We start from the raw sequence: 25,592 nt of genomic DNA on the forward strand, positions 1-25,592 counted from the left end.
ATCAAGCCCCATTTGCCTGATCGTCCGCTCGTGCTCAACGAGCCGCCCTTCGCAACTTTACCTTGAGTGACTCAAGTTGGCCGGAAGTACGCGTTCGCACAAACCGCCGGGAAGCTGCCTTGAAAACTCCAACATCCTCACGGCGGCAGCTTCATCGAACTGGTGCTATCGGCCAGAAGCCGATACTCCCAAGGCATTACCCGGTCTTGCTCCAACTCTCCATTACGCCTTCCGATCTAATTACCGGCCAGATAGCTCAACTTCAAAATGCAACTTGCCTTTCTGTGGGGTCGGTAACTGATCGGTCGTAATGTAGTACTCTGCGTCGAAGCTCTTGATGTCATCCTTCGAACTAAATAGAAGAGTGAACGAGTCGAATCCCTGTTGATAGTGGTGCTGAAGCTTCGAAGTGTGGAAGACTACTGACTTGTGATCATTGGCAATCCGAGAAGCCGTTCTATGAGGTTCCGGGTTCCAGGAGTACCCGCTCTGGACCACAGTCGTGGTGCTAAATCCGTTTGGCACAAAGGGAGGCGGAGATGGTGGCTCGGGTGGCATGGGCAAGGCACCGTCCTCATAGGCCAAGACGCCCGGCGGGAACTGAATGCACGATCTCACATCGGTCGCCGACAGCGTCCCTCGGTTCGCCAAGACTAGCTTCACAGTAATGGCGCGTTGCAGATGAAGGCCATGTTGTTTGACGGCTTCGAGGTACTCTGTGTACCGCTCATAGTAACGCTGCACTCGCTTGTTGTAGCCATCGAGCTCTTCTTCCGTCCATTCTCGGAATGGCTTGCGCCGAGTGCGGGGCCTACTAAAAATGTCTTCATAGATGGGAATTTGAAAGGCCGATTCCGGCTTCGCTTGGTCGGCTTTCGATTGCACTGGTGTTTCATTCATAATGTCGGCGAGAGTGCGAATCCCTTCCAGAGTCGCATTCTGCTCGACGAGTGCGACTGCGGGCATTTCCTCGCTAGCCTCTAACGACAAAACCGGCTGCGGGTTCTTAATCATTCGGTCCTCTCTAGGAGCCGCCAAGTTGGTTTTCAGAGCCGCTGCCAACTCCTGGACGAGTGCCGTTCGCTTATCCTCTACCGATGGATCATCGATCTCCATAAGCGAGTAGGTGATGGCACCGCGTCGATGCCTCAAGTCGAATGGGAGCTCTTCGGGCTCCCCTCCGAACGCCAAGTTTTCGACTGCGATGACCCGTTGATGTCCCAACTCGCGAAGTGCGTATCCGAGCTCGATCATCACGTTCGGATTGGGGATTTTTTTCTCTCGATCATTCGATGAAATGGCAGCTACCGGCGTGATGTCCGCGACGAACACTTCGCAATCGTCAATCTTTTTGAAGATTGTTGCGACAATCTCAACAAGCCCGGCCTCGCCCTTGGTGTCGTGATCGAGTTCAACCCGATCGGCCGACTCCAATTGCAGCTCTGAGGCAACCTTCTTCAGCGCTTGGCTGAGTGCTCCCTTAATAAAGTCTTTCGTGACGGTTGTAGGAAGGTCACTCTGCTACGACCAGAAAACAGTTCTTCTCATTATTGAAATGCACAGCGTGGGGGTTAGGGATAGTCAGTCTGACAGAATGATCGAAAGCTGTCACACGGCTTCACCTACACTTGCAAGGCGGCGTCCAAGCAAAGCCACGAGCGACTGCTTCGAGTCGATGGACTAAACCGCTCGCGCGACGACCGCCAACATGAAATGTGAAAACAAGGCTACTGACGAGACAGACTGTTCCGCCGGATGGCGACGCGCACGAATGAACGAACCCATGGGGGAAGGGACATACTTTTCCGCAGTCGCTAGCGGCCAAGAAAGCGCTCTCAGCACGTCTTTACGCGGAGCTATAACGGGCCCGTCATTCATTTGCGTGCGCGCACGCTGCTAGCAAATAACAACGCTTCAGCGTGCAATATTTTCCGTTTTCCGAAGCGACCGCATCTGCAGAAAATTTGGTCCACAGGACTTCATATTGCATCCGAAATCTTGCCCGGAAGGCTGAAGCTGAAGGTCACACCACGGACCTCATTGCGCACGACCCAGATACGCCCGGCGTGTGCTTCGACAATTGATCGACAAATTGCAAGCCCCATGCCCATGCCCGTTTCCTTCGAGGTGACAAATGGCTCGAAGACCGGCTCCAGATTCGCTAGCCCCGTACCTTCATCCTGAACGTCGACCACTACGTCGTCCCCGTCGCGCCGAGAGCGGATCAATAGCAACTTCGGTAGTACCGCCGTCGCTGCCGATGCCTCGATGGCGTTGCGCAAAAGGTTGACGATCACCTGCTGAATCTGCACCGCGTCAGCTCTGATCATCGGTACGTCCCGTGCTAGCTGCGTTTCCAGAGAGATCACGTTCCCGTGAATGTCGTCAGCCATCAGCGTGCAGACCTGAACAATCAGCTTGTTCATGTCAAGTCGGACCTTTGCGGGAGCCGTGCGCCTGAACAGCGCGCGAATGCGGCATACCACGTCCGCCGTGGCTTTAGCATCACGGACGACAGCCTCTGCGCTGAGTCGGGCTTTATCGATGTCGGGCGGCGTCGCAGTGAGCCAGCGCCGGCACGCCTGCCCATTGGCCAACACGGCCTGTAGCGGCTGATTGATTTCGTGCGCGATGGACGCGGACAACTCGGCCACTGTCGCCATCTGCGATGCCTGCGCAAGCTCTTCCCGGGCGTGTCGCAGCGAGTCTTCCACTCGCATGCGCTCGATGAATTGCCCGACCTGGTAGCCGACGTTGGTCATCATCTGCAAGAGCTCGGGATCGGCATCGCGGACCTCGCGGCTGAAAAATTCGAACACGCCCACTACACCGCTCCTGAGCGTGACCGGGAAGGCGAAGGCGGTGTGGAACCCCGCATTCGCGGCAGATTCCGGCCGCTGGAACCCAGGATTGAGCGCCATGTCGGGTATGCATACTGGTGCGCCGCTCGACCATGCTCGCCCGGGAAGCCCCATGCCGATACCGGCCGTCCCCGACAGCTCGGAACCGGCCCGCGCGATGGCGGCCGAGGGCCATGCCTGCACGCACACCAGCACGTCCGCTTCCTGATCGACGCGCCAGAATTCGCCGTGATCCCACTCAAGTGCCTCACACATTTCGCGCAGAAGGCGCGGTGCCGCCTCTTCGAGCGAGCCCACTTCCGATAGCGTCCGCGTGACGCTGAATTGCGCGAGCAGCCGCTGCTCGCGGCGCCTGCGATTGGTGATGTCACTGGCGAGCGCGATGGCGAAAAGGCGGCCGCTGCGGTTGAACGCTCGTGCACGCACCTCGACGGGAAAGAGACTTCCGTCCTTTCGCTGGCGCCGGCCGTTGAGCGTCACATTTCCATCTTCCCGCAGCCGCTGCCTGGCCCACTGGATCTTTTCCGGCGTGATGTCGCGGTCGAAATTGCGGGCGTGCATGCCGATAAGTTCTTCGCGCGCATAACCCAGCGTGTCGCATGCCTGACGGTTAACGTCGAGCACGGTACCGTCCTCGTCGTACAGGAAAATGGCATCCGTCGCGTGGTCGACCAGGGTTCGGAAGCGCTCCTCGCTTGCGCGCAGCGCGTCCTGGCTTGCGAGCAGGTCGCGGTGCGCGAGCGCGCTCGTCAACGCATTTTCCAGGCGCCTGGCAATCTCCTCGAACAGCCGCCGCTCCACGGTGGTCCAGGCGCGCAGGCGCGAGCACTGGTGCAACCCGAACAGGTACGGCCGGTCGCCCTTGGGCCGTACCGCGATCGCGATCGTTGACAGGATGTTGAATCGGTCGCAAATCTCCGGTGGCATGTCTGGATCCACCACCGCCCCTGGGGCACGCAAGATGCCACGCAAAAAATCGGCTCCTCGGGCGTCCACCGGCAACTCCTCGTCGAGTGCGAAGGCGCCCGGATAGTCAGGATGCGTGTACTCCATCACCGAGCGACAAGCCGGCGCATCGGGATCACAGGGATATACCAGCCAGGCCTTATCGCAATTGAAGATCGCCAGCGCCTCCTCGACCACGCCGCGCGTTATGCCATCGACCTCGTTCGTTTGCTGCATGGCGCAGTTGATGCGGTCCATGCACTCGAGGAACCATAGGTGTTCCTCGCGCACATCTTCTGCACTCTTCTGCTCGGTCATGTCGACCACAAGGGCCACGCCACGTCTGCGTTCCAACGTCCTCTCTCCCTCTTGAGAAGTACGTGCGGCAGGCCACGTCCTTCCACTTTTCGTACTCTGTCCGCAGCGCATCCAGCTTCACCATGATCGCCGTCTAACTGTCGGCGCCCATGATGAACCGCGAGGCAGGTTGCGGGACCGGCCCGGATCCTTGCGAGTTCAACGAGCGCAAACGACGTAGTCAAGCCCGCGACGGACAGCGTGCTCGCCGCGGCGGCGTCGAGCGTCACGGGTGCACGCGCGCCTCCAGCAACTGCTTGCGTCGAACTTCGCCTTGACGCTCGAACATCCAGCCGGGGTACTCGGCCGGTAGGTGGCTCACTTCGTCCAGGGCCGCAAGCTCGTCGGCGCTCAGCGTTACGTTTGTGGCCACCAGGTTGTCGGCGAGCTGTTCGGGCCGCCTGGCACCAACGATCACGCTGGTGACCTGCGGTTGGTGCAGCAGCCAGGCCAGTGCCACTTGGGCCACCGAGACGCGATGCGCCTGCGCGATCAGGCGCATCGCGTCGATGCAGTTGTAGGCCCGGTCGCGGTTCACCGGCGGGAAATCGAATGTGGTACGGCGGCTGCCTTCCTCGCCTCGCTGCTCGCGCCCGTACTTGCCGCTGAGCAGGCCGCCGGCCAGCGGGCTCCACACCATCAGGCCAACACCTTCGCTCTTCAGCATCGGGATCAGCTCGCGTTCGAGGTCGCGCCCGGCAACGGTGTAGTACGCCTGCAGCGACTCGAAGCGTGACAGGCCCAGCCGTTCGGCGATGCCCAGCGCCTTGGCGATCTGCCAGGCCGCCCAGTTCGACACGCCGACGTAGCGGACATAACCGTGGCGTACCAACTGGTCGAGCGCGCGCACGGTTTCCTCGATCGGCGTAGCCGGGTCGAAGCCGTGGATCTGGTACAGGTCAATGTGGTCGAGTTGCAGCCGCTTCAGGCTGGCCTTGACGCCGTCGAGGATGTGGCCGCGCGACGCGCCGCGGGAGTTCGGTCCGGGCCCGGTTTCGTTGAAGACCTTGGTCGCGACAACCACGTTCTCGCGTGGCACCTTCAGGTTCTTCAGCGCCTGGCCGATGATCTGCTCCGACATACCCCCCGCGTAGGCGTCGGCGGTGTCGATGAAGTTGATGCCGGCGTCAATCGCCTGGCCCACGAGGCGTTCGGCGTCGGACTGCTGCAGGTCACCGATCTGGCTCCCGATGACGCCGCTGCCACCGAAGGTCATGGTGCCCAGGCAGAGTTCGGAGACAAACAGGCCGGTGCGGCCGAGTGTGCGTTGCTTCATGTGAATTTCCTTCGAGAGACGTGTCTTCATTGTGGGTCTGCCTGCCGTGAATCGATGACGTGAACTCTAGGCGGAGAGACACTGATTGACTATACTGCTTAAATTACATGGGGTTATAAGGCTGGCTAATCAATGCCACGATACGACGACCTGGCGGCGTTCGCAGCCGTCGTGCGCGTTGGCAGCTTCACGCGCGCTGCTGCGCAGATGGGCGTGACGCAGTCCGCACTTAGTCAGACTGTTCGCGCGCTGGAGCGCAGGCTTGACCTGAAGTTGCTTAACCGAACCACGCGCAGCGTGTCGCCCACCGAGGCGGGGGAGCGGCTCTACCTGACTGTCGGCCCGCGCTTCGCGGACATCGAAGCCGAGCTGGCGGTGCTGGGCGAACTGCGCGGGAAGCCGGCTGGCACCGTCCGCATCACTGCGACCGAGCACGCGGTGCGCACGCTGCTCTGGCCCAGGCTGCAGCCGTGGCTGCCGCAGTACCCCGACATCAAGGTCGAAATCAGCAGCGACAACCGTTTCATCGACATCGTGGCGGAGCGCTTCGATATCGGTGTGCGTCTGGGCGGCGATGTGGCTAAAGACATGATCGCGATACGCATTGCGCCGGACATGCGCATGGTTGTGGTCGGAAGTCCCGACTACTTCGTGCGCCATCCTCGACCCCGTACTCCGCAGGATCTCACCGCGCACGATTGCCTCTGCCTGCGCCTGCCTTCCCACGGCGGGCTGCTGCCGTGGGAGTTCAAGCGGCGCGGCAAGAGTATCCACGTGCACGTCACGGGGCGGCTGGTGTTCAATTCGAGAGACATGGTCGTCGCGGCAGCGTTGGCCGGGCACGGGTTTGCGTGGGTTCCCGACGACGCCGTCGGCGAGCACATCGCCGCAGGGCACCTCGTCTCGGTTCTGGACGATTGGTCGCAGACCTTCCCCGGATACCACCTGTACTACGCCAGCCGCAGTTCGTCCCCTGCATTGGCCCTCATTGTCGAAGCCTTGCGTCAAGTGCAGGGGCAGTGACTCAGCCGTCTGCTTCGCTCAACCGCGAAGAACTCCAAAGGGTCGGCAGCGCGGGCTGAATGCGCTGCATAGCGGTCCTTCGCGGCGCAAGGCTGTGGACCGCTTCAGTTCGGGAACGCGAATCCGGATTTGTGAGTTGGACGGTCGTTGTTCAGCCAATTCTGTCATTGGTCACCATTGGTCGACCGACCGAAACTGGCCGCCTACTGCCCGATGCCGACGGCAGAGGCCGCATCGTTCCTACCTCAGTTGGTTTCCGCGCACGTCACCACCGCTGTCCAAATCGGCCGTTCCGCCGCACGCCGGGAATTTCATTTCTCACTAATTGGGCGCGCGGCGAAAACCGGCCTATAGTATTCGTAATATGAATCGTCAATGGCCGTACGCGAAAACGAAAACAGGAAGCCGGGGGGCTTATGGAAACGTTGATCGACGAGGAGATAGCGCACATCGCGCGGGTGATGAGACCGTCGCTGGTTGGCGGCCCTTTCGGTCCTATACTGCCTGCGCAATACTGGCGCTGGCGACTACACGGGCTCCTGGACGCACCGTACCTGACGCGGGTCCAGCTTTGCGCGCTCGACAGCCTGTTGCTGCAGCTGGGTGCATTTGAAGTCAGCTTCAAGAGCCGGCCGTCAGTAACGGGTGAACCGCCATCGGGGCGATTCCGCGCCAGAAGCACCTCCATGTAATCATCAGCCGCACCTGAAGTTAGCGAGGATCTGAGTTATCTCCAGGACCAGCGGACCATCCGAACGTGCTTTCAGCGCCCCGCTGTATGCGCTGAACCCCGCATCAGAAAACGGATCTCGCCGTTGAGGAATTATCGGCAGGGCGAGAAAACCCTGCAAACTGATTTTAACGGCCCAGTTCGACCCACAACTGCCGTTCGGATTCCTGACGCCCCAATGACAGCTTCCGGGGTGCAACGGACGCTCGCCCCGCCGAGTTGGTCGGTAAGTTATCGGCCATTACCGTCATCGAGGCGGTCTTGGCTGTACGTCAGCAATGGGGTGGATTGCTGACGGTGGTGGCGTCGAGCGGCCGGACGGCAGCTTCCAGCGTCAGTGAACCCACACTTCCGATCCGTTCCGGTCGTTGGACACGGCGTCGTGTCAATGGCTAGTTTCGAGTGCAATGACCATTCATCTGGCACGTCGCACTGCAACTGATCGGCCACAGCCGTCACCCATACCTCATCCGGTTTCGCGCCCAGCGAGTGGCCGATTCGCTGATCGTTGGGGCGATGTCGTCCGAATTGGCAACGGGGGGGCGGATCGTCGCGGATAATCAGTCGTCGCAGCGCGCTTTGTAGAGATGCGGCCCGGTGATCGACCAGCAGCCTGCCTTTCAGCCGTATCGGCAGGCGTCGCATCGACCACGCAGACGTGGCATGACGCTAGCAAACAGTCTGCTGGCGCGCTACGAATCGATCAGAATTTCGCCGGCTGATATCGTCTGACATCGGGCGGCCAGTAAATCGCTCTGGGTCTTCGTGCGAACGCCAGCAGATATAGCATTCAGTCGATCTATAAAATGACTATTCCTGCGAACAGGTCGCATTGTTTTGCAGCGCATTTCATTTCGTTACCGTCACAAGTCATAGGCTGGACGTTGTACTCAGAACGCGAAGTGTCGTCTGCTTCGATAAAGGATGTCGCACTTAGTGAAACCCTGAATCGCCAAGGATCACCATATGAAGACGGTCCAAGTTCCCTTCCTGGTCGCAGCCATTGGGTGCCGCGACGTTCTGACTGAAGACGAACCACGCCTGCGGGATGCCGTCGAAACCGAACTCCACAGGCTGGCGAGGTGCGCGACCTCCCTTCACCCTTGCCTCCTGACCAGCCTGGCCGATGGAACCAGCCAATTGGCCGCCGATGTCGCGTTGAAGTTAGGCTGGAGGGTGATGGCGATATTGCCGATGGCCTTGAGCGACTATGAGCGCGAATTCGCCACGCCGGCATCCTTGACACGTTTCCGGGCGCTGCTGGCGCAATGTTCACAGCGCCTTGAGCTGCCTGCGCCGGCCGTGATCGATGCTGACGTTTCGGGACAGCGTGGACAACAGTATCGTGATCTCGGGAGGTTTTTCGTCCGGCATGCCCAGATCGTCATCGCGCTGTGGGATGGCTGCGCCGAAGACGGCGAGCCAGGAGAACCGGCCGAAGTTGTGCGTTTTGCGCGCGAAGGCGTGACCAATCCGGTTAGCCGTGGACTGCCCTCGGAGGACTGCGCACCGGTATCGCACATTCTTTGCCGGTCCCGCCAGAATCCATCCGGCGCAGTCCAGGACGAAATTGGCCTGTATGCCGGCGTAGTGGAGCCGAATCGACGCGTGATTGAATCGATGCGGAAATTCGTTGGGTCTGCCCATGACTGTTCACGAAAATGGCGCGACGTAGTTGAAACGAGCAAGCAACACTTATTGGGCAAGCCGCCTCACGCGATGCGCCTGCCAGAGTCGTTGGAACCGCTCGTCGAGCTGTACGGACTTGCCGATACCGACGCGATCATGGCGCAATCATTACGCCGCAATTCTGTTTTCGTGATTCTCGGCATCGTTTTATTGGCAGTATTGAGTCACGAGTTCTATACCGGCCTCGTACCCACGCAGTGGATGGTGCTGGCCTATCTGGCCGCCTTGCTCGGCGCATTTGCGGTGCACCGCTGGGCGTTCAAGCATCGTCGTTGCGACGAACGCTACCTCGACTATCGTGCGCTTGCCGAAGGATTGCGCGTACAACTGTTCTGGTCCATTGCCGGAGAAGAGACCAAAGTCTCGGATCACTACTTGCTCCATCAAGCCACCGAGCTCGGCTGGATACGCGTGACGCTACGTAACATTGCGCTGTCGATTCCTCCGTCCACGGATTCCGGCAGCGAAACAAGCCGCTTCGGCGAGATCCGCAAACGCTGGCTTGAAGACCAGCGCAATTACTTTGTCGGTCGCGACTCAAAATTGGGCAAGGCACACTTTCACGATGCGCGGGCCAAAAGCTGGAACCGGGCGGCGCTCGTGGCCTTCTTCATCGGGCTTGCGGTGATATCGCCGTGCCTGATTAGCGATATCATCAAACTTGACCATCCAGCGCGGGAATGGCTACTGGTAGCGTCGACACTCGCAATTGGCCTTGCCGGCATCTTCAAGGCCGTCGAAAAAGTGAATGCGCATAAAGAAACGAGCCTGCGTTACCTGCGCATGGGGCGACTCTATGACCTTGCGCTGAAAGAATTCAACGCCGCGATGGGCGCCGCCGACGTGTCCAGAGCCAGGCACTGTTTGACCGCGATCGGACGTGAGGCGCTGGCGGAAAACGCCGAATGGCTACTACTTCATCGGGATCGTCCATTCGAGGTTCCGGTGGGGAATTAATGGGGCTGAGGGCGATGGGAAACCTGCACATGATTCTTAACGAGTTGCCTGATTCCGAGCCGCCTACCGGTGTTTGCTTACCGGCGTTGCCGACCGCAAGCGATATAGCGGTGGCATCATGAAAGCCGTCAAGAAACCGATTCCGGTTCAGGTCGAATTCGCGTCGGTATCAGGGGAAATTCAAACTGAAGAAGGGCCGGTCCAGTGCGCAAGCGGCGACGCGTTGATGACAGGGGCGGCCGGCGAGCGTTGGCCAATCGAGCGCAGCCGGTTTGAAGCAACCTATGAGCCCGTCGCACCAACCCGGATGGGCGAGAACGGCGCATACCTGAAAAAGATCGAGACCGTCGACGCGCAGCAAACCGCCACTGAGGTCGAGATCGATCTTGGCCCGAGCCAGGGCACGTTGCGCGCGAAGCCGGGCGACTGGATCGTCACCTCAAACGACGGCCATCGGTGGGTCGTGACCAGTGACATCTTCCAGAAGACGTATGACATAAAGAGCTGATTGACGGATGGACGCCCTGAATCAAAAGAAGTTGCTCGCCATCGACGGCGGCGGCATTCGCGGCTTGCTCGCCGTCCGCGTGTTGAGTCGCATCGAAGCCATTTTGCGCGATCAGAGCGGTCGTCCCGACCTCGTACTGGCCGACTATTTCGACTACGTTGCCGGGACCAGTGCCGGCGCCATTCTTGCCGCGGGTCTGGCACTCGGAATGAGCATGCAGCAACTGAATGCGCTTTTCACCAGCGATGCACGCGCGATGTTTGCGCCAACAGCCAATATAGTTAAGCGCATGCTTTTTGCCCGCTATGACGCCTCGGCGCTGCGGGATTGCCTGCAAGAAATTTTCGGTATCGACACAACACTCGGATCGAACAAACTCAGAACCCTGCTGATGCTGGTCATGCTCAACGCACGCACGAACTCGCCGTGGCCCGTTAGCAGTAATCCTAAGGCCAAATACAACGACGCGCGGTACGGGATGGAAAGCAACCTGAATTTTCCGCTTTGGCAATTGGTTCGGGCCAGCACCGCTGCACCGTATTTTTTCGAACCGGAACGGATTTGCATCGGAACTCAGGATTACCTCTTTTACGACGGCGCGCTGTCATCGCTAAACAATCCGGCTTTCAAGCTGTTCCAGATGGCCACCCTGCCGTGTTATCGGCTCGCATGGCCCACCGGTGAGGATCGGATGCTGTTGGTGTCGGTCGGTACTGGCCTTTTCCCCAAGGAAATACACAACCAGACGCTGGCCGAAAAGCAGGTTGCATCGACCATGTTGATTGCTATGCAATCGCTGATGTTCGCCGGCACCACCGAGGTCGATATGCAATGCCGTGGCTTCGCGCGTGTTCTGGCCGGCGACGACATCGATGGTGAGGTGGGAAACTTGAGCGGCCAGGCATCGATCGGCGGCACGCCGCTTTTTTCCTACATGCGCTATAACGCCCTCTTGACCCCCAAGGGACTGGAAGCGATTGGCTGCGCGCACCTGGCAAATAATGCTTTCAGGCTGGATGACGTCAATGCAATGGCAGCCTGTTCTGAAATAGGCGAGGCAGTCGGCCGGTTGCAGGTCAAACCGGAGCACTTTGCCAAGTTCCCGCCGACCGTTGGGGCTGGCGGCGGAATCCGCTAGCAGCGAGCAACATGACTGAGCGCGACTCGCCGCCCTTCGTGGATTCGGTGCTCTGATCGTATCCGGTCTTGCGCCACCGGCACCGGATTCATGATTCCGCGGAACGTTGCGCGAGCGTGATCTGTCACGGACCGAGTGGCTCTTCAATACGGATCGTCTCCGCAGTGTGATTCCCGCTCGACCTCAAGCGAGACGTCTTTCAATTGCTTCTTGACGTCCTCAATACGCATGGTGAGTTGCACTCTTAGCTTGCTGAAGAGTCCGTCGCCATCGTCCCGAAGTTCGGAGCGTTGCGCCAGAAGGCGCTTGAGTTCAGCCGTGTGGTAAGCCATCTCGAGCGCCGCGACATCGCCCATCAGGGGATCGTGCACCGAAAATCAGCGTAGCACACGCCAAGACGGTCAAGATTAGCGTAATGCGCCGGGACGCTGGTTCGGCAGAGCGGTGGCTTTCTTCAGTGTACGAAAACACGGAACGCTCTGGAAGTGGCCGTTGACCTGCATGGCGCAAAAGAGCAATGGGGTAAATCGCAAAAGACGACTCATTTCAGAATGGGTTTGCCGTCGACGCCGAAATACACGATGGACACAGGGTCATCCCGATCGTCATAGCGAACGATCCCGCCGGCAGCACCCAATTGCTTGTCGAGAATAGGCTCGCCATTAGTGCCGAAGTACGCCTCCTCTGCCAAGTTCCCCCGCGCGTCGTGGCGGCGTACGATCCGGGCGACACCTGTGTCTTGACGCAGAGCGGACCTTCCATCGATGCCCCAATAGGCTTCCTCCACCTGATTTCCGCGCTCGTCGTAGCGGCGAACGATTCGGGCGACGCCCCAGTCTTGACGGATAGCGGGCCTGCCAGCAATACCCCAATAGGATTCCTCCACCTCGTTTCCGCGCTCGTCGTAGCGACGGGTCCTTCGAGCGATGTCCACGCCCCTGAGGAGAATAGGCTTGCCATCGATGCCGAAATACGTTTCAGACACGACGTGCGCCCACTGGTCGTGCCGATAGGTAATTCGGGCAAACCCAAAGTCGCTGCGCAAAACGGGTTTGCCGTCAGTTCCGAAGTTCGCATCCTCCACCAAGTTCCCATCTTTGTCGTAGCGACGCGTAAACCCCGCGACACCCGAATCCTTGCGCACCACCGGCTTGCCGTCGACGCCGAAGTACGCTTCCTCGACCATTTTCCCCAGCTTGTCGTAGCGACGGGTCAGCATGGCCGGACCGCCCTTATCACAAACGGGTCTGCCGTCGATGCCGAAAAACTCTTCCGCCACCTGATTCCCCCGCTCGTCGTAGCGCGAAATCACCTTGGCGGTATTCGAGTCCCGGAAAATGGCAGGGTTGCCGTCGAGGCCAAAGTATGCTTGCGACACCTGATTCCCCCGCTCGTCGTAGCGAGTGTCGACGCGGGCAACGCCATAGCTCCGGTTGAGTGCAGGCTTGCCATCGATGCCGAAAAACGCAGCCTCCACCACGTTCCCATGCTCGTCGTAGCGAAACGTTTCTCGCGTCGTGCCTGACTTCTTGTCGAGCACTGGCTCGCCATCAACGGCGAAATAAGCCTGCTCCACGATGTTCCCCCGTTCGTCAAAGCGCTGGGTCATTCTGGCGGCACCTGTGCTTTTGTCGAGTACGGGCTTGCCGTCAATGCCGAAATAGGCTTCCTCCACCTCGTTGCCCCGCTCGTCGTAGCGATAGGTCGTGCGAGCGGCTCCGGAGACCTTGTCGAGAACCGGATTGCCATCGATACCGAAAAACGCATCCTCCACCTCGTTGCCCCGCCCGTCGTAACGATAGGTCTCTAGGGCGGCACCACCGAGCTTGTCGGAAACGGGCTTGCCATCGATTCCGAAATAGGCCTCCCTCACCAGGTTTCCTTGCTCGTCATAGCGATAGGTCATGCGAGCAACTGCTGAGACCTTGTCTAGAACCGGCTCGCCATCGATACCGAAATAAGCCTCCTCCACCAGATTTTCCTGTTCGTCATAGCGATAGGTCGCTCGAGCAATTCCAAAGGTCTTGTCGAGAACCGGCTTGCCGTCAATGCCCAAATAAGCCGTTTCCACATAGTTCCCGCGCTCGTCATAATGGCTGACGATATGGGCGACTCCCCTGCTCAGGCTTAGAGCGGGCTTGCCATCGATGCCGAAATAAGCGTCGTCCACCTCGTTCCCATGCTGGTCGTAACGCATGGCTCTACGGGCAACTCCCATGTCCTTGCTAATAACGGGCCGGCCGTCGGCACCCAAATAGGCTTCATCCAACCGATTTCCATACTCGTCGATCCGCCAAACCACGCGAGCGATCAGTTGTTCGTTCGGCCGCAACTTGCCACCGGCATCGATCCATTCGACGCTGACCAAATCGCCCGTGGCGTCGTAGCCGAGCCGCGCACCGGCGACACCGGATTTTTCGATCAGAATCTTTCCCTTCGCGTCCAGATTGCGAATCTGCGTAATGAGGCCGAGGCTCCCATAGCCATAGCTGCGGCCGTAAGCACCCTCGGCATCGGCAACAGTCTCGCCACCGCCGACAGGCTCGAAGTCCCGGCGCTGGAGCCGCCCTTGTGTATCGAAGAAGAGACGGTGTTGGCCTATGCTGGATTTTTTGCTCTCGATCCCGATGTTGCCCGCTAACCCTTCCAACTCGCTTCCGGATGCCGACTGGCGCTCGGCGACACCCAAACCGCGATCGAACCTCGCGATCGACTGTCGGCGGTCGTCTGAGAATTGATAACTGATTTGGCGGACCGGCTTGCCGGTTCTGTCGGTGAGTGTGACCGAAGAAATGACGGATTCCGCGCTACCGCCCTTGGACAAATAGCTGAATCTCCATTGCGCCACGCCTTGCGTCCAAGGTTCATCGATCTGGTATTCGCGGCCCAAGACTTCGCTATGCATCAAGGCGACCAACCCGCTGTTGCCCGACGTGCTCTTGTTATCGGCCAAGGCGCCGGACCCGTTGACCCGGGCCAGTTCCAGCACGCGGCCGCCCTGCATGCGGAAGCGATAGCTGACGTTGCGCCCCGCCTGCTGCGCATCGGTCAGCCGCCCCACGCAATACGGCACCTCCCAGCGTTGACCGTAATTCGCACAATATTCGGTCTTGACTCGCAGATTCGCGTCCCACCACCAAGTCCCGCCTATCGCCGTGGTAAGCAGCAAAAGAGCGGCGACGGCAAACCGATTGCGACGCTTCGCCCGCATCCGTTCGGCCTCACGCCGCGCGAGATCGTCGTAGCGGCAACCGAGCAGCGCGGAGACCAAACGCAGCACGGCGCGCCGCTCCGTTCGGCTCATGCGTTCGTCCTTGCGTGGACGGACGTCAGCTGCGATCGGCTCGACTTCCTCCCACGCCATCGCCTCGGTGCCGTCCGGCTGTTTCACCGTGATCCGTCGCCGCCGCAGTTCCGGCGGAAACGACTGGTCCGGCTCTCCAGCGATCAGCAAGGGGATGATCCGATCCCCCTTGTCCATCTCCTGGAACAGCTCGATCTCGCGCCGAACCCAGCGCGAGCCCGGCGTATCCGGCGAGCAGATGACGATCAGGTAATCGCTTCGCGCCAGCGCAATCTTGATCTGATCAGAAAGATCGGACGACGCGGGGATTTCATCTTCGTCACGAAACAATTGTCCGAGACGCTTGGGGTAGGCCTCGCGCTGAAGGGCCGTGGGCGTTCTGTAGGACTCCAGCTCCCGCATGACGCGAATCGCCCATTGCCGGTCGCGCGGCATATGCCGGTAGCTAATAAAGGCTACGTATCGTGGCATTTCCGATTTCATTTACTTTCCTTGAAGCAAATAAAACAGATGCTTCCCCAGCGCACGGCTCGACGTGCCAACCCGCAGTCTTGCTCAGGTTATTCGCAATACCACCTGACGTCGGTGAACAACCGCACACACGGGCGGCTAAACGAAAGGGCGGCGCAAGTCCAGTCACTCGCGGTGCGAAATTGGTGCGAAATGGTCACAGCACCAAGTGACGCGGCTTACAGCGGTGGCCGAAAGACAGTTCACCGACGCGGAACGGTCGCTCGAGTGTCCTGTCGATCGCGCGGACGAATGTCTGAAACTGGCCGAAGCCGGAAGTAGCGGTTGGCGCAAACAACGCCGACCTCATCGAAAGCCAAAGTTCCTTAGGCAAGCGGATCGTGGTGACGGTCGGCGAGAAGATCGGCAAGTAGCACGTGGGGCGGCCAGGGCGCAACAGCGGAAACGGTCTCCATGCCGACGCCTCATGAGCGCGGCGGGACGCGAAACCACGTGACCGCCACGACCAGCAAGAACACCGCGTAGGCCATCGCGAATACCCAGCCCGGCAAGTTGTAGTAAAGCCAGTAGCTTACCCAGCGCTGCACGAACCCCTGCGGGCCGACGCGTCCGGTACGAAGCCAGTCCTCGAGGTCCGTCAGCGGGCACGGTATGTCAAGAACAGCGAGAATCGCGACGACGCCTATTGCTGTGAGATGCGCTATCCGGAACACGCGGTTGCGTACCCAGTCGCGTTTCAACCATGCGCCCGTCCAGATAGCGGTTAACCCGCCGACGATAAACAGGACGATCAGCGCGTGCAACACCAGAACGGTATTGGCCAGCCAGTTCATGATACGGCGTCCGGTTCGATATCGCCAACGCCGACTCAATGTCGGACCCGCCTACGGCAGTTTCAGAGCGATCATTCGGCATAAAAGACCCTAGAGCGAAACGAGGTACCCATACTCCACCAGATTGTCGCCAATTCTCACGTGGCGCTCGAGTGCCTGTTCCTGGCCGACTAAAGCCTTCAGCGAGAGCTATACACCGTTGCAAGCCTCCGAAGCCTTTGGGTGGGGATCAAAGAATCGCAACACCCGTGCCGCGATCCACGGTGTGTGTTTCGAGGAGTATTGGGCCAACGTCGTTCGCTGGCGTTGGCATTTGCGGGCGCTGTGGCGAGACTGGCCGATGTCCACGCCTTTGTCCGGCCGGGCGTCGGAGGAAGTCTCACCAACGGTCCCGATCGGGCATCGCATCGACCGCGAGTGCTACGCGGTCTTCGAACACCAGATCCGAATGTCCGGAAGGCGTGGGAATCCTCGGAAACTGGGCATAGCGCTCGCCGTCGATATCCACCCACTTTACGAGTTGCATCAGCTTGCGCCAGCGCGCAGCGTCATTCAAAAGTGGCTGGATCGGCCAGCAATCGTTGGTCGATATGGAAGCGTCGACAAGCCTCTGCGCGAGCATCGCGAAAATCGGGCCGCGTGTCTCCCAATCTTCTTCATTGCGCGCGAGCAGATTGATGATCATCTGTGCGTCGCAGGCACCGACTTCCTTCTCGATGAGCTGGCGTAAGTCGCCGGCCGTCACTTTCGGGCGATTGAGCCGACGATTCCAGATCTTCCCACACTCATCAAGGGCCGCGTGCTCGTCGCTGCCGACTGCGATCCACGGCGTGCTCATCCCACAGTCCGCGCAATAGATGCACGCGAGCTTCTCGGTTTTCGGGGCGTAAGCCGGGCGAGCCAGCGTGTCGCCAATCTTGGGCGGTCCAGCCTGGCGGCCGAATTGCCCGTAGTCAAACCCGGCTTCGCCAATGTCCGCGACGACACGTTGTGAAAATCCAGCGGTGCCGCGTCCGCCGCAGTGATCGCATGGATAGAGCTGTTCGTACATTTTGGGTTTTCGCGCGTCATTACCTAGTGTGATTATCGTTGGACATCGGACGCGCGAAAAGCAGGAGTTACAACCTGAAAGGTATTATTCATTTACTGCAATAATCGGAGGAAAGTCGTCGTGCAACTGCCCGTCGAGCTCGCGCCCGGCCTTGCGCTTGCCGATCCGGTCCAGCGTCTGGCGAAAGGGATTGGGTCCGTGAGCATTCCAGTGGTCGTTGTAATCAAAGAACCCGCTGCGAATATTGCGACGATCACGTTCAATCAGATCGTTGCCTGCGCAACTATTTCCCGGTGCCCACTCGCCCCATTGCTTGAAATGGAAATTGACACCAGCAGCGTGACATTGATCACGCAGGGACCGAACCCAGGCAGGGTGAATCGGCCGCGCACCGCGGCCGCTTTCACCCCCAACGAAGATTCCGTCGATCATCGGGGGTGCCTGAAGTTCGCCCGGGCTGCCCCACGGACCGATCCAGTCGTAAAGGTTGACCGGGCCGAGTAGAGGCTCCATCGACAGAAAGCGCACGCTCGCCGGTGCGTCGACGAGTTTGCGAATATCGCGGTCGGCTTCTTCCTGATTGACGATGGTCGCGCCGAGCCAGACGTTCTCCGGCGTGCCTTGCGGAAACATATCGGCGAGCATCGCGCCGGCATTCCCGATCCGCTTTGTGAGCAACATCCAGACGAGATGCGGCGTCTCGCGAATGAGCCGGGCGAAGCGTTCGCGTTGACCGTCGGGTGCGGCGTTGTCGAACGGATCGCATACGCTCGGGAAGACCTTCCGGTATTGGCCCGCCTTCGCCGCGGCATCGTTCCAGCGCACAGGTTTTTCCCAATGCGCGTCGCTGTAGACACGGCGAGGGGCTCCCGGTCCCCAGTTTTCCCCATGGCGCAACCAACGGTTCATGGACTCGGCATAGCAGTGGTCGCAGCCCGGACCGACCTTCTGGCAACCCTCCCAAGGGCTCCATGTCATGTCGGTCCATTCAATTGCAGTATTCGCGCCCATTGTCCGCTCCCGGTCAAACTGCTTCAGTGGCGAGCGCCGAGGCGGCGAGCGTCCCAGACTGCCGGGCGCGGGCCTCGATTCTGTCGAGCCACCGCAGGTACGTATCGTCGCTGGCCAGGTCGGAGACGAAAGGGGCGATGACGTGATCCAGGGGTGCCGCCGTCAGGTTGATGCTGACGATGGTTTCTTGATCGGGAACGATCCAGAAATACCAGCGCTGGACAAAGTACCACCATGTCTTTGCGCGCTCGAGTTCCGTCCATGTCGCTGTGAAATCGAGCACTGAGCCGACGGCGCTGAAGAAGACACAGCGCACGCCGTCGCCGCACAGAGATGCCACCACCACCTGCCGACCGCCGGAAATGGACTGCGGATCATGACATGCGCAGCTGAGTGCCGGGTAGCGACCGACCCAGTCGAGCGAGCGCGAGATCGCGCGTTCCAGAAAGAACGTCTTGCCTTGCATACGAACTCCGATGATATGTCGCCCGCTCAGGGACGGGTATGCACTGAGTGTGCCTCGTTCACAGGGAAGTCAAGCGACCGGCGTTGGCCATAGTGGCTACCGACGTTTGCAGGCGGGTGGAAGCCGGACAGCATCGAGGACCTCGCGATCCACGTTCCATTCAACGACCGGGATCTGCCGTGCAGATCGCAGAGCGCGCTTTTCTTGCTTGCGAGCTTCGTAGTGGTCAACCCCATTCATTCCATAGACCTCGACGTGGGTGTCAATGGCCGTATCACACAACACGAAGTCGGGCAGCATGTCGTCGCCGTCGCTCATGCGAACAGGTTTCTGAAAATCCCGGCCCTCCATGACCAGCCTGTTGGCCATGGCAACTTCGGGCATGGAATCGCATGGCAGGAACGCGCGGGAGCACAGCATCACCGCTAGATCGACAAGCTTCAGGTGACCCTTGGGTGTGCGTTCAACGAGAAGGAGGGCGATGACCCGAGCGGCGCGATCGCCGAGCGCGCGCCATGCGTGCGGATAGGTTCGCGCAGCGTGGTCGATCAGGTTGGTGCTAGCGTAGTACTTACGTGCGCTCTGTCTGAGGCTAAGCGCGTGACCATACTGCGTGGGCGAAACCTCGTTCATCTCACCGATGACCAGTCCTCGCCTCGTTGTCCCTTTTTCAACAGTCAGGCGACCAATGAATGCGTCGAATTCCGCGTTGATCGCGGCGCGATCGGCTTCATCGAATCGACGCATGATGTGCAGGACATCCTGCGCGTCGACGCCATTGATAAGCGCGGTGCCGACTTCGGCGAGGAGCTGGGCATTGCATTGCCCCCAGTGCCTTGACGTGCTCGAGCCAGTCCACTGGTTAAGGCCAGCCTCGACCCAGAGCGTCTGCAGGAATGCAAGCAGGCTGGCTGAGCGGCGACTGGCGCGGCTGGACGGCTTCGCGGGCGAGCCGCGTGAGCCTGTGGTCGTTTCCCGCAGGGTGAGCGAGGCGTCGAGTTTGACATTCAGGCCGGTGGGCGTCGCAAAGATCGCGGCCTTCGTGTCCGCGCCGCTGGCCGGCTTCGTTACGTCGGGATCCTTGAAAAATGCGCAGCCGCGCTTGTGACGGTGGCCGTCATCGGGCCAACCGGCCAGGTGAAGAAGCGAGCCGTAACGGCGTATCACGAGCTGCAGCGGCGCGGCGTGGGTCTCGCAGAGGCAGACCGCGTAGCCGGGCGTGACCTTTGCGCGCTCGAGGCGCTTCACGTAGCGGGCCGGATTTTCCTGTACGTCACTGAGCGGAAACTCACCGCCATCGAAAGATACCTGGGACATGGTTGCCTCTGCACCATAGAAAAAGGCCGCCGTGGAAGGAGTTGTACAAATCGCGGATCACGTCTGCCCGCCATGGACTTCACTGGGCGAATACTCTCGTCCCGTTGCCTTGTCGGTCAGGAACCATTCGCCGGACCGTAGCCGTATGACGTTGCACTGGGGATAGCGCGCGGCCATCATCGCCAGCTCCCGCTCTTCGCGGCTTTTCCGGATCGTGGAAATGAGCCCGGCGACGAGGTGGACGGTCACCAGCGCATACAGGACCGCTGCCATGACCACGGTTGGCGTCCATGACGGCAGGTGGAATCTGGAAGCCACGAGCCTGAGGAGATTCCAGGCTGCACAGCCGACTAGCAGGATCGTGACGAGGGCCGGGAGAGGGTTAAGAAGCATGTTGTCTGGCTGATGACGTGTTGGACGCGAAAGCTATACGGTTTTGTCGAGCATTCCGGGTTAGGTGTCTGAACCGGCTAAACCGACTTGCGATGTGACCCGGAAGCGGCCCATCCAGGCGAACGAAAGGCGGGACGTGCTATTCGGACGACACGGCGAGTGGTAATCCACAGGGTTATGCAGCGAATCTGTGGATAAGTTTGACGGCGGTTCGCTCGCATCGTGTCGGCAAAAGCCGCATCAAATGCGCTGCCATTCCGCTGAAAGGCGCTGGGGTGCGGGCGCTACCATCTGATCATCTTCCGCGTCCATGACGCATCGACCGAACGCCGGTGTACACAGGCGTTCCTCATTCACCCCGACGGGCTCACACCCGTTGCGGGCGTGCTCCCGTCAACTTCGACGGGATGCACCATGAACCGTGATCGTATCTTCCGCTTTGGCGTGATGGTCTGGCAGACGTACGGCCTCTCGAAAGAGGAGCTGCTGCGCATCGTCAGATCAAAAAACCGGTATTCAACCCGCTACCGCGCAGCAGCGCTGCGTCATCTTGTAGCTCAGGCCCCTGTCTCGATCACCTGCGGTCGCCCGTTTGCGGCGCGACGCCGGCTTGTGCGCCAGTACTACGGCATCTGATAACCAGCATTCACTTACCCGCCGGGGGCGCACCCCCGATGGGGATGTACCCCGGATCACCTATATGGAATCCGGCATGTTTAATCATTTCATTCAGACATTCATTGATGCGCAGACCGCAGCATGGCGTCACTACAGTGCTGTCGCTGCGACCGAAAAGCGCCTGTTCGGCGAGACTCCTGACCCCGCTGTCCGTGTGCCGTCGACCGCACAGGTGGTCAACGAGCTTCGACGCACGTACGAGACGCTGGCCACCCGCATCATCTGGAAGGCACGTGACCAGTTCGCTGCTGGATCAGGGCGGCCCGTGGTCGATCGGGCTGCGGTTTTCCAGATGGCGGGCTTCGATATCGAGGGTTCGATAGCGTTGGGAGAAGTACCTGACTTCGACCGGCTGTATGCGGCGGTTCAGGCCAGTCTGGGCGCAGCGGGAGATCTGCTGTGAGCCGAAAGTCTGCGCAACGCAAACACGACCTGACAGCCGACGCCGCACAAAAGGAGCTCGTGAAGCTCATCGAGTCCTTTTCGCATGGATACCACCTGCATACGGTCTTTTCGGACTTTGTCGAGTTGAGCGCACTGGCGATCAGCAACAGCGTCGATCGCGCACAATTCGACGCGCGCGAGAAGCGTTACCTCGATATCGTCGGCAAGTACAAGCGGGAGGAAGTTGCGAAGTTTCCGCAGATGATGGGCCTGCTCGTGGAGTCGTTCGAGCAGCGCGTCGCGATAGTCCGCAATTCGGCATCTGATTCTCATGTGGTGAGCGGCGGCTTGACGGACGTGCTCGGGGAAACCTACATGATGCTCGGGCTCGGGAATGATCGGGCGGGGCAGTTTTTCACCCCGTACAGCGTGTCGCGGATGATGGCCATGATGCTGATGGGCGATAGCGGCGCAGAGGTCGAGAGCCGCGGCTTCATCCGCGTGCAGGAGCCAGCTTGCGGCGCCGGCGGTATGGTGATCGCAGCAGCCGACGCTTTGCTCGCCTCGGGTCACAACTATCAGCAGGCGATGCACGCCACGTGCATCGATATTGACCAGTGCTGCGTTCACATGGCGTATGTGCAACTGTCCCTGCTGCACATTCCGGCTACGATCGTGCACGGCAATGCGCTGTCGATTCAGGTGTGGGGCACGTGGTACACGCCGGCACATATTCTGGGCGGCTGGACATTCAGGCTAAGGCGACGGCTCGAGGCGGATCTGCTTCGTGAGGCTGTGGCGCTTGAATGCAGCCCGGAAGCCGACGAGCCGCAACCGCTGGCGGTCAGGACTGATGTAGCGCAAGCGTCGGAGATCGAGGCGTCCGACGTGGCAGTGCTGGAGCGCGAGGCCGCGCCGGTGGCCGCCGCAGTCGTCCCCGATGCAATGTCGGTGGCCGAGCTTTTTGAAGAATCGCTCGCGAGCGGTACCCGGGAGCGTACCGTGTTCGACACGATTGACCAGCTGACGCTCTTTTGACGCAAGGCCCACCCGAAGACGGTGGGCCTTTCTTTTTTAGACGCATGGATTCTTGCAGCTTTCCGGGCTTTCACAGCATTTCGTGGCGGTATCTTTAGCAAATCACCCGCGTCCATGACGCATCGAATCGCCGGCTACCCGGCATCTATCTTTAGACCCCATCGGGAACCACTCCCGAACGGGGGCAGGTTCCCTTCCGGAGAACCTGTATGGCAAATGCCTATCTCGATGTTCGTGCAGCGTTCGCGCTCGCGAAAGTCGCCAGCATCACCCATCCCTCAACCGACCGGCTCAGGCTCGTTCTGGCAGACGCGCAGGCCTTAGGCTATCGCGACGCTGCTTTCAGCCCAACCAGTCAACTTCCGGTGCCCGTCTACTTCGCCGACGAACCCCGCCTCGCAGAGGCATGGCAAGGCGGCGTCGTGACTCAGGAGTCAGAAGAAGAGACGTCGGGTATGTGCTCGTGATGCTTCAAGGGTCACGAGATCTGGCAGTGTCCCCACCTCGTTGACTAATCCTTCGCGTCGTTGACGCATTCAACCGCCGGCCAGTCCGGCCGCTATCTTTGACCCCATCGGGAACCTCTCCCGAGCGGGGGCGGGTTCCCTTTCTGGAGAACCTGCAATGCAACAGCAACTAACTGCTCCCCTCAAGCGTATCAAGCTCGGCCGCAACCCCCGGACATACTTTGATCCGAAGGCTCTTGCGGAACTTACCGAGTCGATTCGCGAGCACGGTGTCGATACGCCGATCATCGTCCGCCCGGTCGTTTTCGACGACTTTGACTACGAGGTGATCGCGGGTGGCCGCCGTCATCGCGCAGCCTGGGACGCGCATGGTGGAGACTATGCGATGCCCATCGTTGTAAAGGACGTCGACGACGTCCAGGCGCGACGTATTGCGCTCACCGAAAACATCCAGCGCGACAACCTGTCGCCCGCGGAGGAAGCCGTTGACGCGGCCGAACTTCTTGGGCTGCATGGCGGCGATCGTGATGTGGTGGCCAAAATGATTGGCTGGTCACGCTCCACGCTCGACGGCCGCCTCGCCCTGCTCAACTGTTCAAAAGCGGTGCTCGATGCGCTGAGTGAGCGAAAGATCAACATCGCTCACGCTGAACTGCTGGCGGCGCTCTCGAAAGAGAACCAGGACAAGGTCCTGCCCGTCGTCGTCGCTGAGAAGCGGTCGGTCGCGGACGTTCGCAAGCTGGTTGAGCAGGCTTCGTGTGCGCTGGCCTCGGCAATCTTCGACAAGACCGATTGTGCGGCATGCCCGCACAACTCGTCGACGCAGGCCCAGATGTTTGGCGAAGCGATTGGTACGGGCAACTGCACGAACCGTAGCTGCTTCAACGACAAAACGGAAAAGCAGCTTGAGACGACAGCCGCAGGCTTGCGCGATGAGTTCCAGACCGTGCGGATCGTGCGGGCTGGCGACAACAACACCCGTGTGCAACTGGCCGTTGACGGGTCGAAAGGCGTCGGGCTTGAACAGGCGAAAGCCTGTCATGCCTGCAGGAACTACGGCGCGGCCGTGAGCGGCCTGCCGGATTCAGTCGGCAAGGTCTATCGCGGTCAATGCTTTGACACCGTCTGCAATATGAAGAAGGTGGCCGCTCGCATCCAGGCAGAGAAGGCCGCAGCGCAACCAGAGAAGGCTGAAGGGGCGAAGTCGGCCCCGGCCGCGAAGAGCGCGGGCGGCACCGGCAGCAAATCTGCGGGTGCCCCAGCGTCGACGAACCAGTCGGTCACGGCTATTGCCGAGTCCGAGAAGGTCAAGGCGTATCGCGTGAAGCTCTGGCGCAAGGCGCTGCGGGTGGACATCGGCATGGATCACGATCTGGCGCGCCAGTATCTGATCGCGGTTGTGCTCAGCGGCAACGCGCGGCACATCGAAGATGGAGCGTTTCGCAAGTTCTTCGAGCGAATGGTCGGTGGCGATGTTGATGTGCCGATGGCGGACCTTCCGAAGTCGGTCAGCGCAGTTCAGGCGACCAGCGAGAAGATTCAGGCGGACCTCATGATCGCCATGCTGTTTGCGGCGATCGAGGGTCTGGACGTCACGCGGCTCACGCAGTTGTGCAAGTCGCACAAGCTGGATCTGAAGAAGCACTGGAAGCTCGATAAGGAGTTTCTCGAGCTGATCACGAAGTCCGAAATGCTGGTGCTGGCTGACGAGATCGGCATTCGCACCGCGCTCGGCGATAACTTCAAGAAGGTTTTCGCGAAATCGAAGCCCGAACTCATCGAGGCACTGCTCAAGGTCGAAGGTTTCGACTACGAGGGCAAGCTGCCGAAGGTACTGAAGTTCTGAAAGTCTGGGACACGCTCTGTGTCCCGTTCCCTCTCTTTATGTACGCCGCGTTTGCGCGGCTTTCCCCATTTCAGGAGTCAATCATGTTTCAGCAACTGGAAGCGCTCGTGCGTTCCGCGGGTAAGGTCGTCATGACTTTGCAGGCGGCAGGTGATCAGCTTGCCGTGTTCGTCGTGCCGCAAGGTGCAAGCGACCCGGCGCTGCGTCAGCCTCTCGTGCTCACTGCCACACCGGCGGAGCTCGACGAGGGTTTCGCGGCCGCGCTGCTGACCTACACGGGTTCGCACAAGTCGCTCGAGGAACAGGTCGCCGTCACCGCGGCGATTCTCGACGAAGCGAAGAAGTCGCAGGTCGGCAAGGCGCAGAAGGCGTTACAGGGCAATTCGAAGAAGGCGCTTCCCGCGCCAGCATCGAACGGCTCCGCGGAAAGCGAAGACAGCGATGAGCATGACGATGCGCAAGCATCGGCTCCCGCACCCGCTGTAGCGCCGTCCGCGCCCGCCGAGCCGAAAGGCACGGACCTTCTTTCGCTTCTCGGATAAGGGGCTTGCCATGTCGATTTCCATTTCGGCGGTAATTCGCGAATTCGCCTACAACGGCATGAACCTGCTCGATCCCGGGCCGGCGTTCACGCCTGACCAGGTTCGCGATCTTTACACCGCGCAGTATCCGGAACTGACGACGGCCGCCGTAGACGGGCCCGAGATCAAGGAGACGGTGATGCGCTACACGTTCGTCCGCGCAGCGGGTGCCAAGGGCTCCCATGCGTAAGGACGCTTTGCTCAAAGCCTTGTCCGGTCCGGACACGGCATTCAACCAGGCACCGCCCGAAAGGGCGGTTTTTCTTTA

The 25,592-nt window shown here is 60.1% G+C and carries 23 protein-coding genes; 12 read left to right on the plus strand and 11 right to left on the minus strand.

The window, feature by feature from the left end; translation table 11 throughout:
• Positions 1-240: 240 nt before the first annotated feature.
• The 3 genes from P3T25_RS28000 to P3T25_RS28010 form a co-directional block, all read right to left on the minus strand.
• Positions 241-1,434, minus strand: coding sequence for a hypothetical protein (locus P3T25_RS28000; RefSeq protein ID WP_429359977.1), 1,194 nt, complete (start codon positions 1,432-1,434; stop codon positions 241-243).
• Positions 1,435-1,979: 545 nt separating this feature from the next.
• Positions 1,980-4,160, minus strand: a complete 2,181-nt coding sequence (locus tag P3T25_RS28005; RefSeq protein WP_429359979.1) for a PAS domain S-box protein — start codon at positions 4,158-4,160, stop codon at positions 1,980-1,982.
• A 229-nt stretch (positions 4,161-4,389) separates the two neighbouring features.
• On the minus strand, positions 4,390-5,439 hold the full coding sequence (locus P3T25_RS28010; RefSeq protein WP_429359981.1) for an aldo/keto reductase: 1,050 nt from the start codon (positions 5,437-5,439) through the stop codon (positions 4,390-4,392).
• Between the two features lie 132 nt (positions 5,440-5,571).
• Here P3T25_RS28010 and P3T25_RS28015 point away from each other — a divergent pair, with 132 nt between their 5' ends.
• From P3T25_RS28015 to P3T25_RS28035, 5 genes are all read left to right on the plus strand, one after another.
• Positions 5,572-6,462 (plus strand): LysR family transcriptional regulator, encoded by an 891-nt coding sequence (locus tag P3T25_RS28015; RefSeq protein WP_429359983.1) that lies wholly within the window; start codon positions 5,572-5,574, stop codon positions 6,460-6,462.
• A 416-nt stretch (positions 6,463-6,878) separates the two neighbouring features.
• Entirely contained in the window at positions 6,879-7,154 is a 276-nt protein-coding gene (locus tag P3T25_RS28020; protein ID WP_429359985.1) for a hypothetical protein, read from the plus strand.
• Between the two features lie 1,004 nt (positions 7,155-8,158).
• Positions 8,159-9,838: a hypothetical protein gene (locus P3T25_RS28025; protein ID WP_429359987.1), complete on the plus strand. Its 1,680-nt coding sequence runs from the start codon at positions 8,159-8,161 to the stop codon at positions 9,836-9,838.
• A gap of 118 nt (positions 9,839-9,956) precedes the next feature.
• Positions 9,957-10,346, plus strand: coding sequence for a PGDYG domain-containing protein (locus P3T25_RS28030; protein ID WP_429359989.1), 390 nt, complete (start codon positions 9,957-9,959; stop codon positions 10,344-10,346).
• A gap of 7 nt (positions 10,347-10,353) precedes the next feature.
• Positions 10,354-11,484 carry a patatin-like phospholipase family protein gene (locus P3T25_RS28035; RefSeq protein ID WP_429359991.1) on the plus strand — a complete coding sequence of 377 codons (1,131 nt, stop codon included), beginning with the start codon at positions 10,354-10,356 and terminating at the stop codon, positions 11,482-11,484.
• Positions 11,485-11,627: 143 nt separating this feature from the next.
• On the opposite strand, the gene P3T25_RS28040 is transcribed toward P3T25_RS28035, so the two are convergent.
• The 8 genes from P3T25_RS28040 to P3T25_RS28075 form a co-directional block, all read right to left on the minus strand.
• On the minus strand, positions 11,628-11,840 hold the full coding sequence (locus P3T25_RS28040) for a hypothetical protein (RefSeq protein ID WP_429359993.1): 213 nt from the start codon (positions 11,838-11,840) through the stop codon (positions 11,628-11,630).
• 185 nt (positions 11,841-12,025) lie between these two features.
• Positions 12,026-15,271: a TIR domain-containing protein gene (locus P3T25_RS28045; protein ID WP_429359995.1), complete on the minus strand. Its 3,246-nt coding sequence runs from the start codon at positions 15,269-15,271 to the stop codon at positions 12,026-12,028.
• 452 nt (positions 15,272-15,723) lie between these two features.
• Positions 15,724-16,092, minus strand: a complete 369-nt coding sequence (locus P3T25_RS28050) for a DUF2784 domain-containing protein (protein ID WP_429359997.1) — start codon at positions 16,090-16,092, stop codon at positions 15,724-15,726.
• 379 nt (positions 16,093-16,471) lie between these two features.
• The gene (locus P3T25_RS28055) at positions 16,472-17,143 is read right to left on the minus strand and encodes a Lar family restriction alleviation protein (RefSeq protein WP_429359999.1); all 672 of its coding nucleotides are present in this window, start codon (positions 17,141-17,143) and stop codon (positions 16,472-16,474) included.
• Between the two features lie 84 nt (positions 17,144-17,227).
• The gene (locus P3T25_RS28060) at positions 17,228-18,154 is read right to left on the minus strand and encodes a phage Gp37/Gp68 family protein (protein ID WP_429360001.1); all 927 of its coding nucleotides are present in this window, start codon (positions 18,152-18,154) and stop codon (positions 17,228-17,230) included.
• Between the two features lie 13 nt (positions 18,155-18,167).
• Positions 18,168-18,620, minus strand: a complete 453-nt coding sequence (locus P3T25_RS28065; RefSeq protein WP_429360003.1) for a hypothetical protein — start codon at positions 18,618-18,620, stop codon at positions 18,168-18,170.
• A 96-nt stretch (positions 18,621-18,716) separates the two neighbouring features.
• The gene (locus tag P3T25_RS28070; protein WP_429360005.1) at positions 18,717-19,937 is read right to left on the minus strand and encodes a DUF1173 family protein; all 1,221 of its coding nucleotides are present in this window, start codon (positions 19,935-19,937) and stop codon (positions 18,717-18,719) included.
• Between the two features lie 57 nt (positions 19,938-19,994).
• Positions 19,995-20,255: a hypothetical protein gene (locus P3T25_RS28075; protein WP_429360007.1), complete on the minus strand. Its 261-nt coding sequence runs from the start codon at positions 20,253-20,255 to the stop codon at positions 19,995-19,997.
• 489 nt (positions 20,256-20,744) lie between these two features.
• Here P3T25_RS28075 and P3T25_RS28080 point away from each other — a divergent pair, with 489 nt between their 5' ends.
• From P3T25_RS28080 to P3T25_RS28110, 7 genes are all read left to right on the plus strand, one after another.
• Positions 20,745-20,966, plus strand: coding sequence for a hypothetical protein (locus tag P3T25_RS28080; RefSeq protein ID WP_429360009.1), 222 nt, complete (start codon positions 20,745-20,747; stop codon positions 20,964-20,966).
• Positions 20,967-21,042: 76 nt separating this feature from the next.
• Positions 21,043-21,411, plus strand: a complete 369-nt coding sequence (locus P3T25_RS28085; protein WP_429360011.1) for a hypothetical protein — start codon at positions 21,043-21,045, stop codon at positions 21,409-21,411.
• Complete coding sequence (locus P3T25_RS28090; protein WP_429360013.1) at positions 21,408-22,430, plus strand: N-6 DNA methylase; 1,023 nt, start codon at positions 21,408-21,410, stop codon at positions 22,428-22,430. The genes P3T25_RS28085 and P3T25_RS28090 overlap by 4 nt, the downstream gene beginning before the upstream one ends.
• A gap of 209 nt (positions 22,431-22,639) precedes the next feature.
• Entirely contained in the window at positions 22,640-22,897 is a 258-nt protein-coding gene (locus tag P3T25_RS28095; RefSeq protein ID WP_429360015.1) for a hypothetical protein, read from the plus strand.
• A 157-nt stretch (positions 22,898-23,054) separates the two neighbouring features.
• On the plus strand, positions 23,055-24,743 hold the full coding sequence (locus P3T25_RS28100; RefSeq protein ID WP_429360017.1) for a PRTRC system ParB family protein: 1,689 nt from the start codon (positions 23,055-23,057) through the stop codon (positions 24,741-24,743).
• An 83-nt stretch (positions 24,744-24,826) separates the two neighbouring features.
• Entirely contained in the window at positions 24,827-25,285 is a 459-nt protein-coding gene (locus P3T25_RS28105; RefSeq protein ID WP_429360019.1) for a PRTRC system protein E, read from the plus strand.
• 10 nt (positions 25,286-25,295) lie between these two features.
• Positions 25,296-25,514, plus strand: coding sequence for a PRTRC system protein C (locus P3T25_RS28110; RefSeq protein WP_429360020.1), 219 nt, complete (start codon positions 25,296-25,298; stop codon positions 25,512-25,514).
• Positions 25,515-25,592 lie beyond the last annotated feature (78 nt).

The organism is Paraburkholderia sp. GAS32 (assembly GCF_050434225.1).
Lineage (GTDB): Bacteria > Pseudomonadota > Gammaproteobacteria > Burkholderiales > Burkholderiaceae > Paraburkholderia > Paraburkholderia madseniana.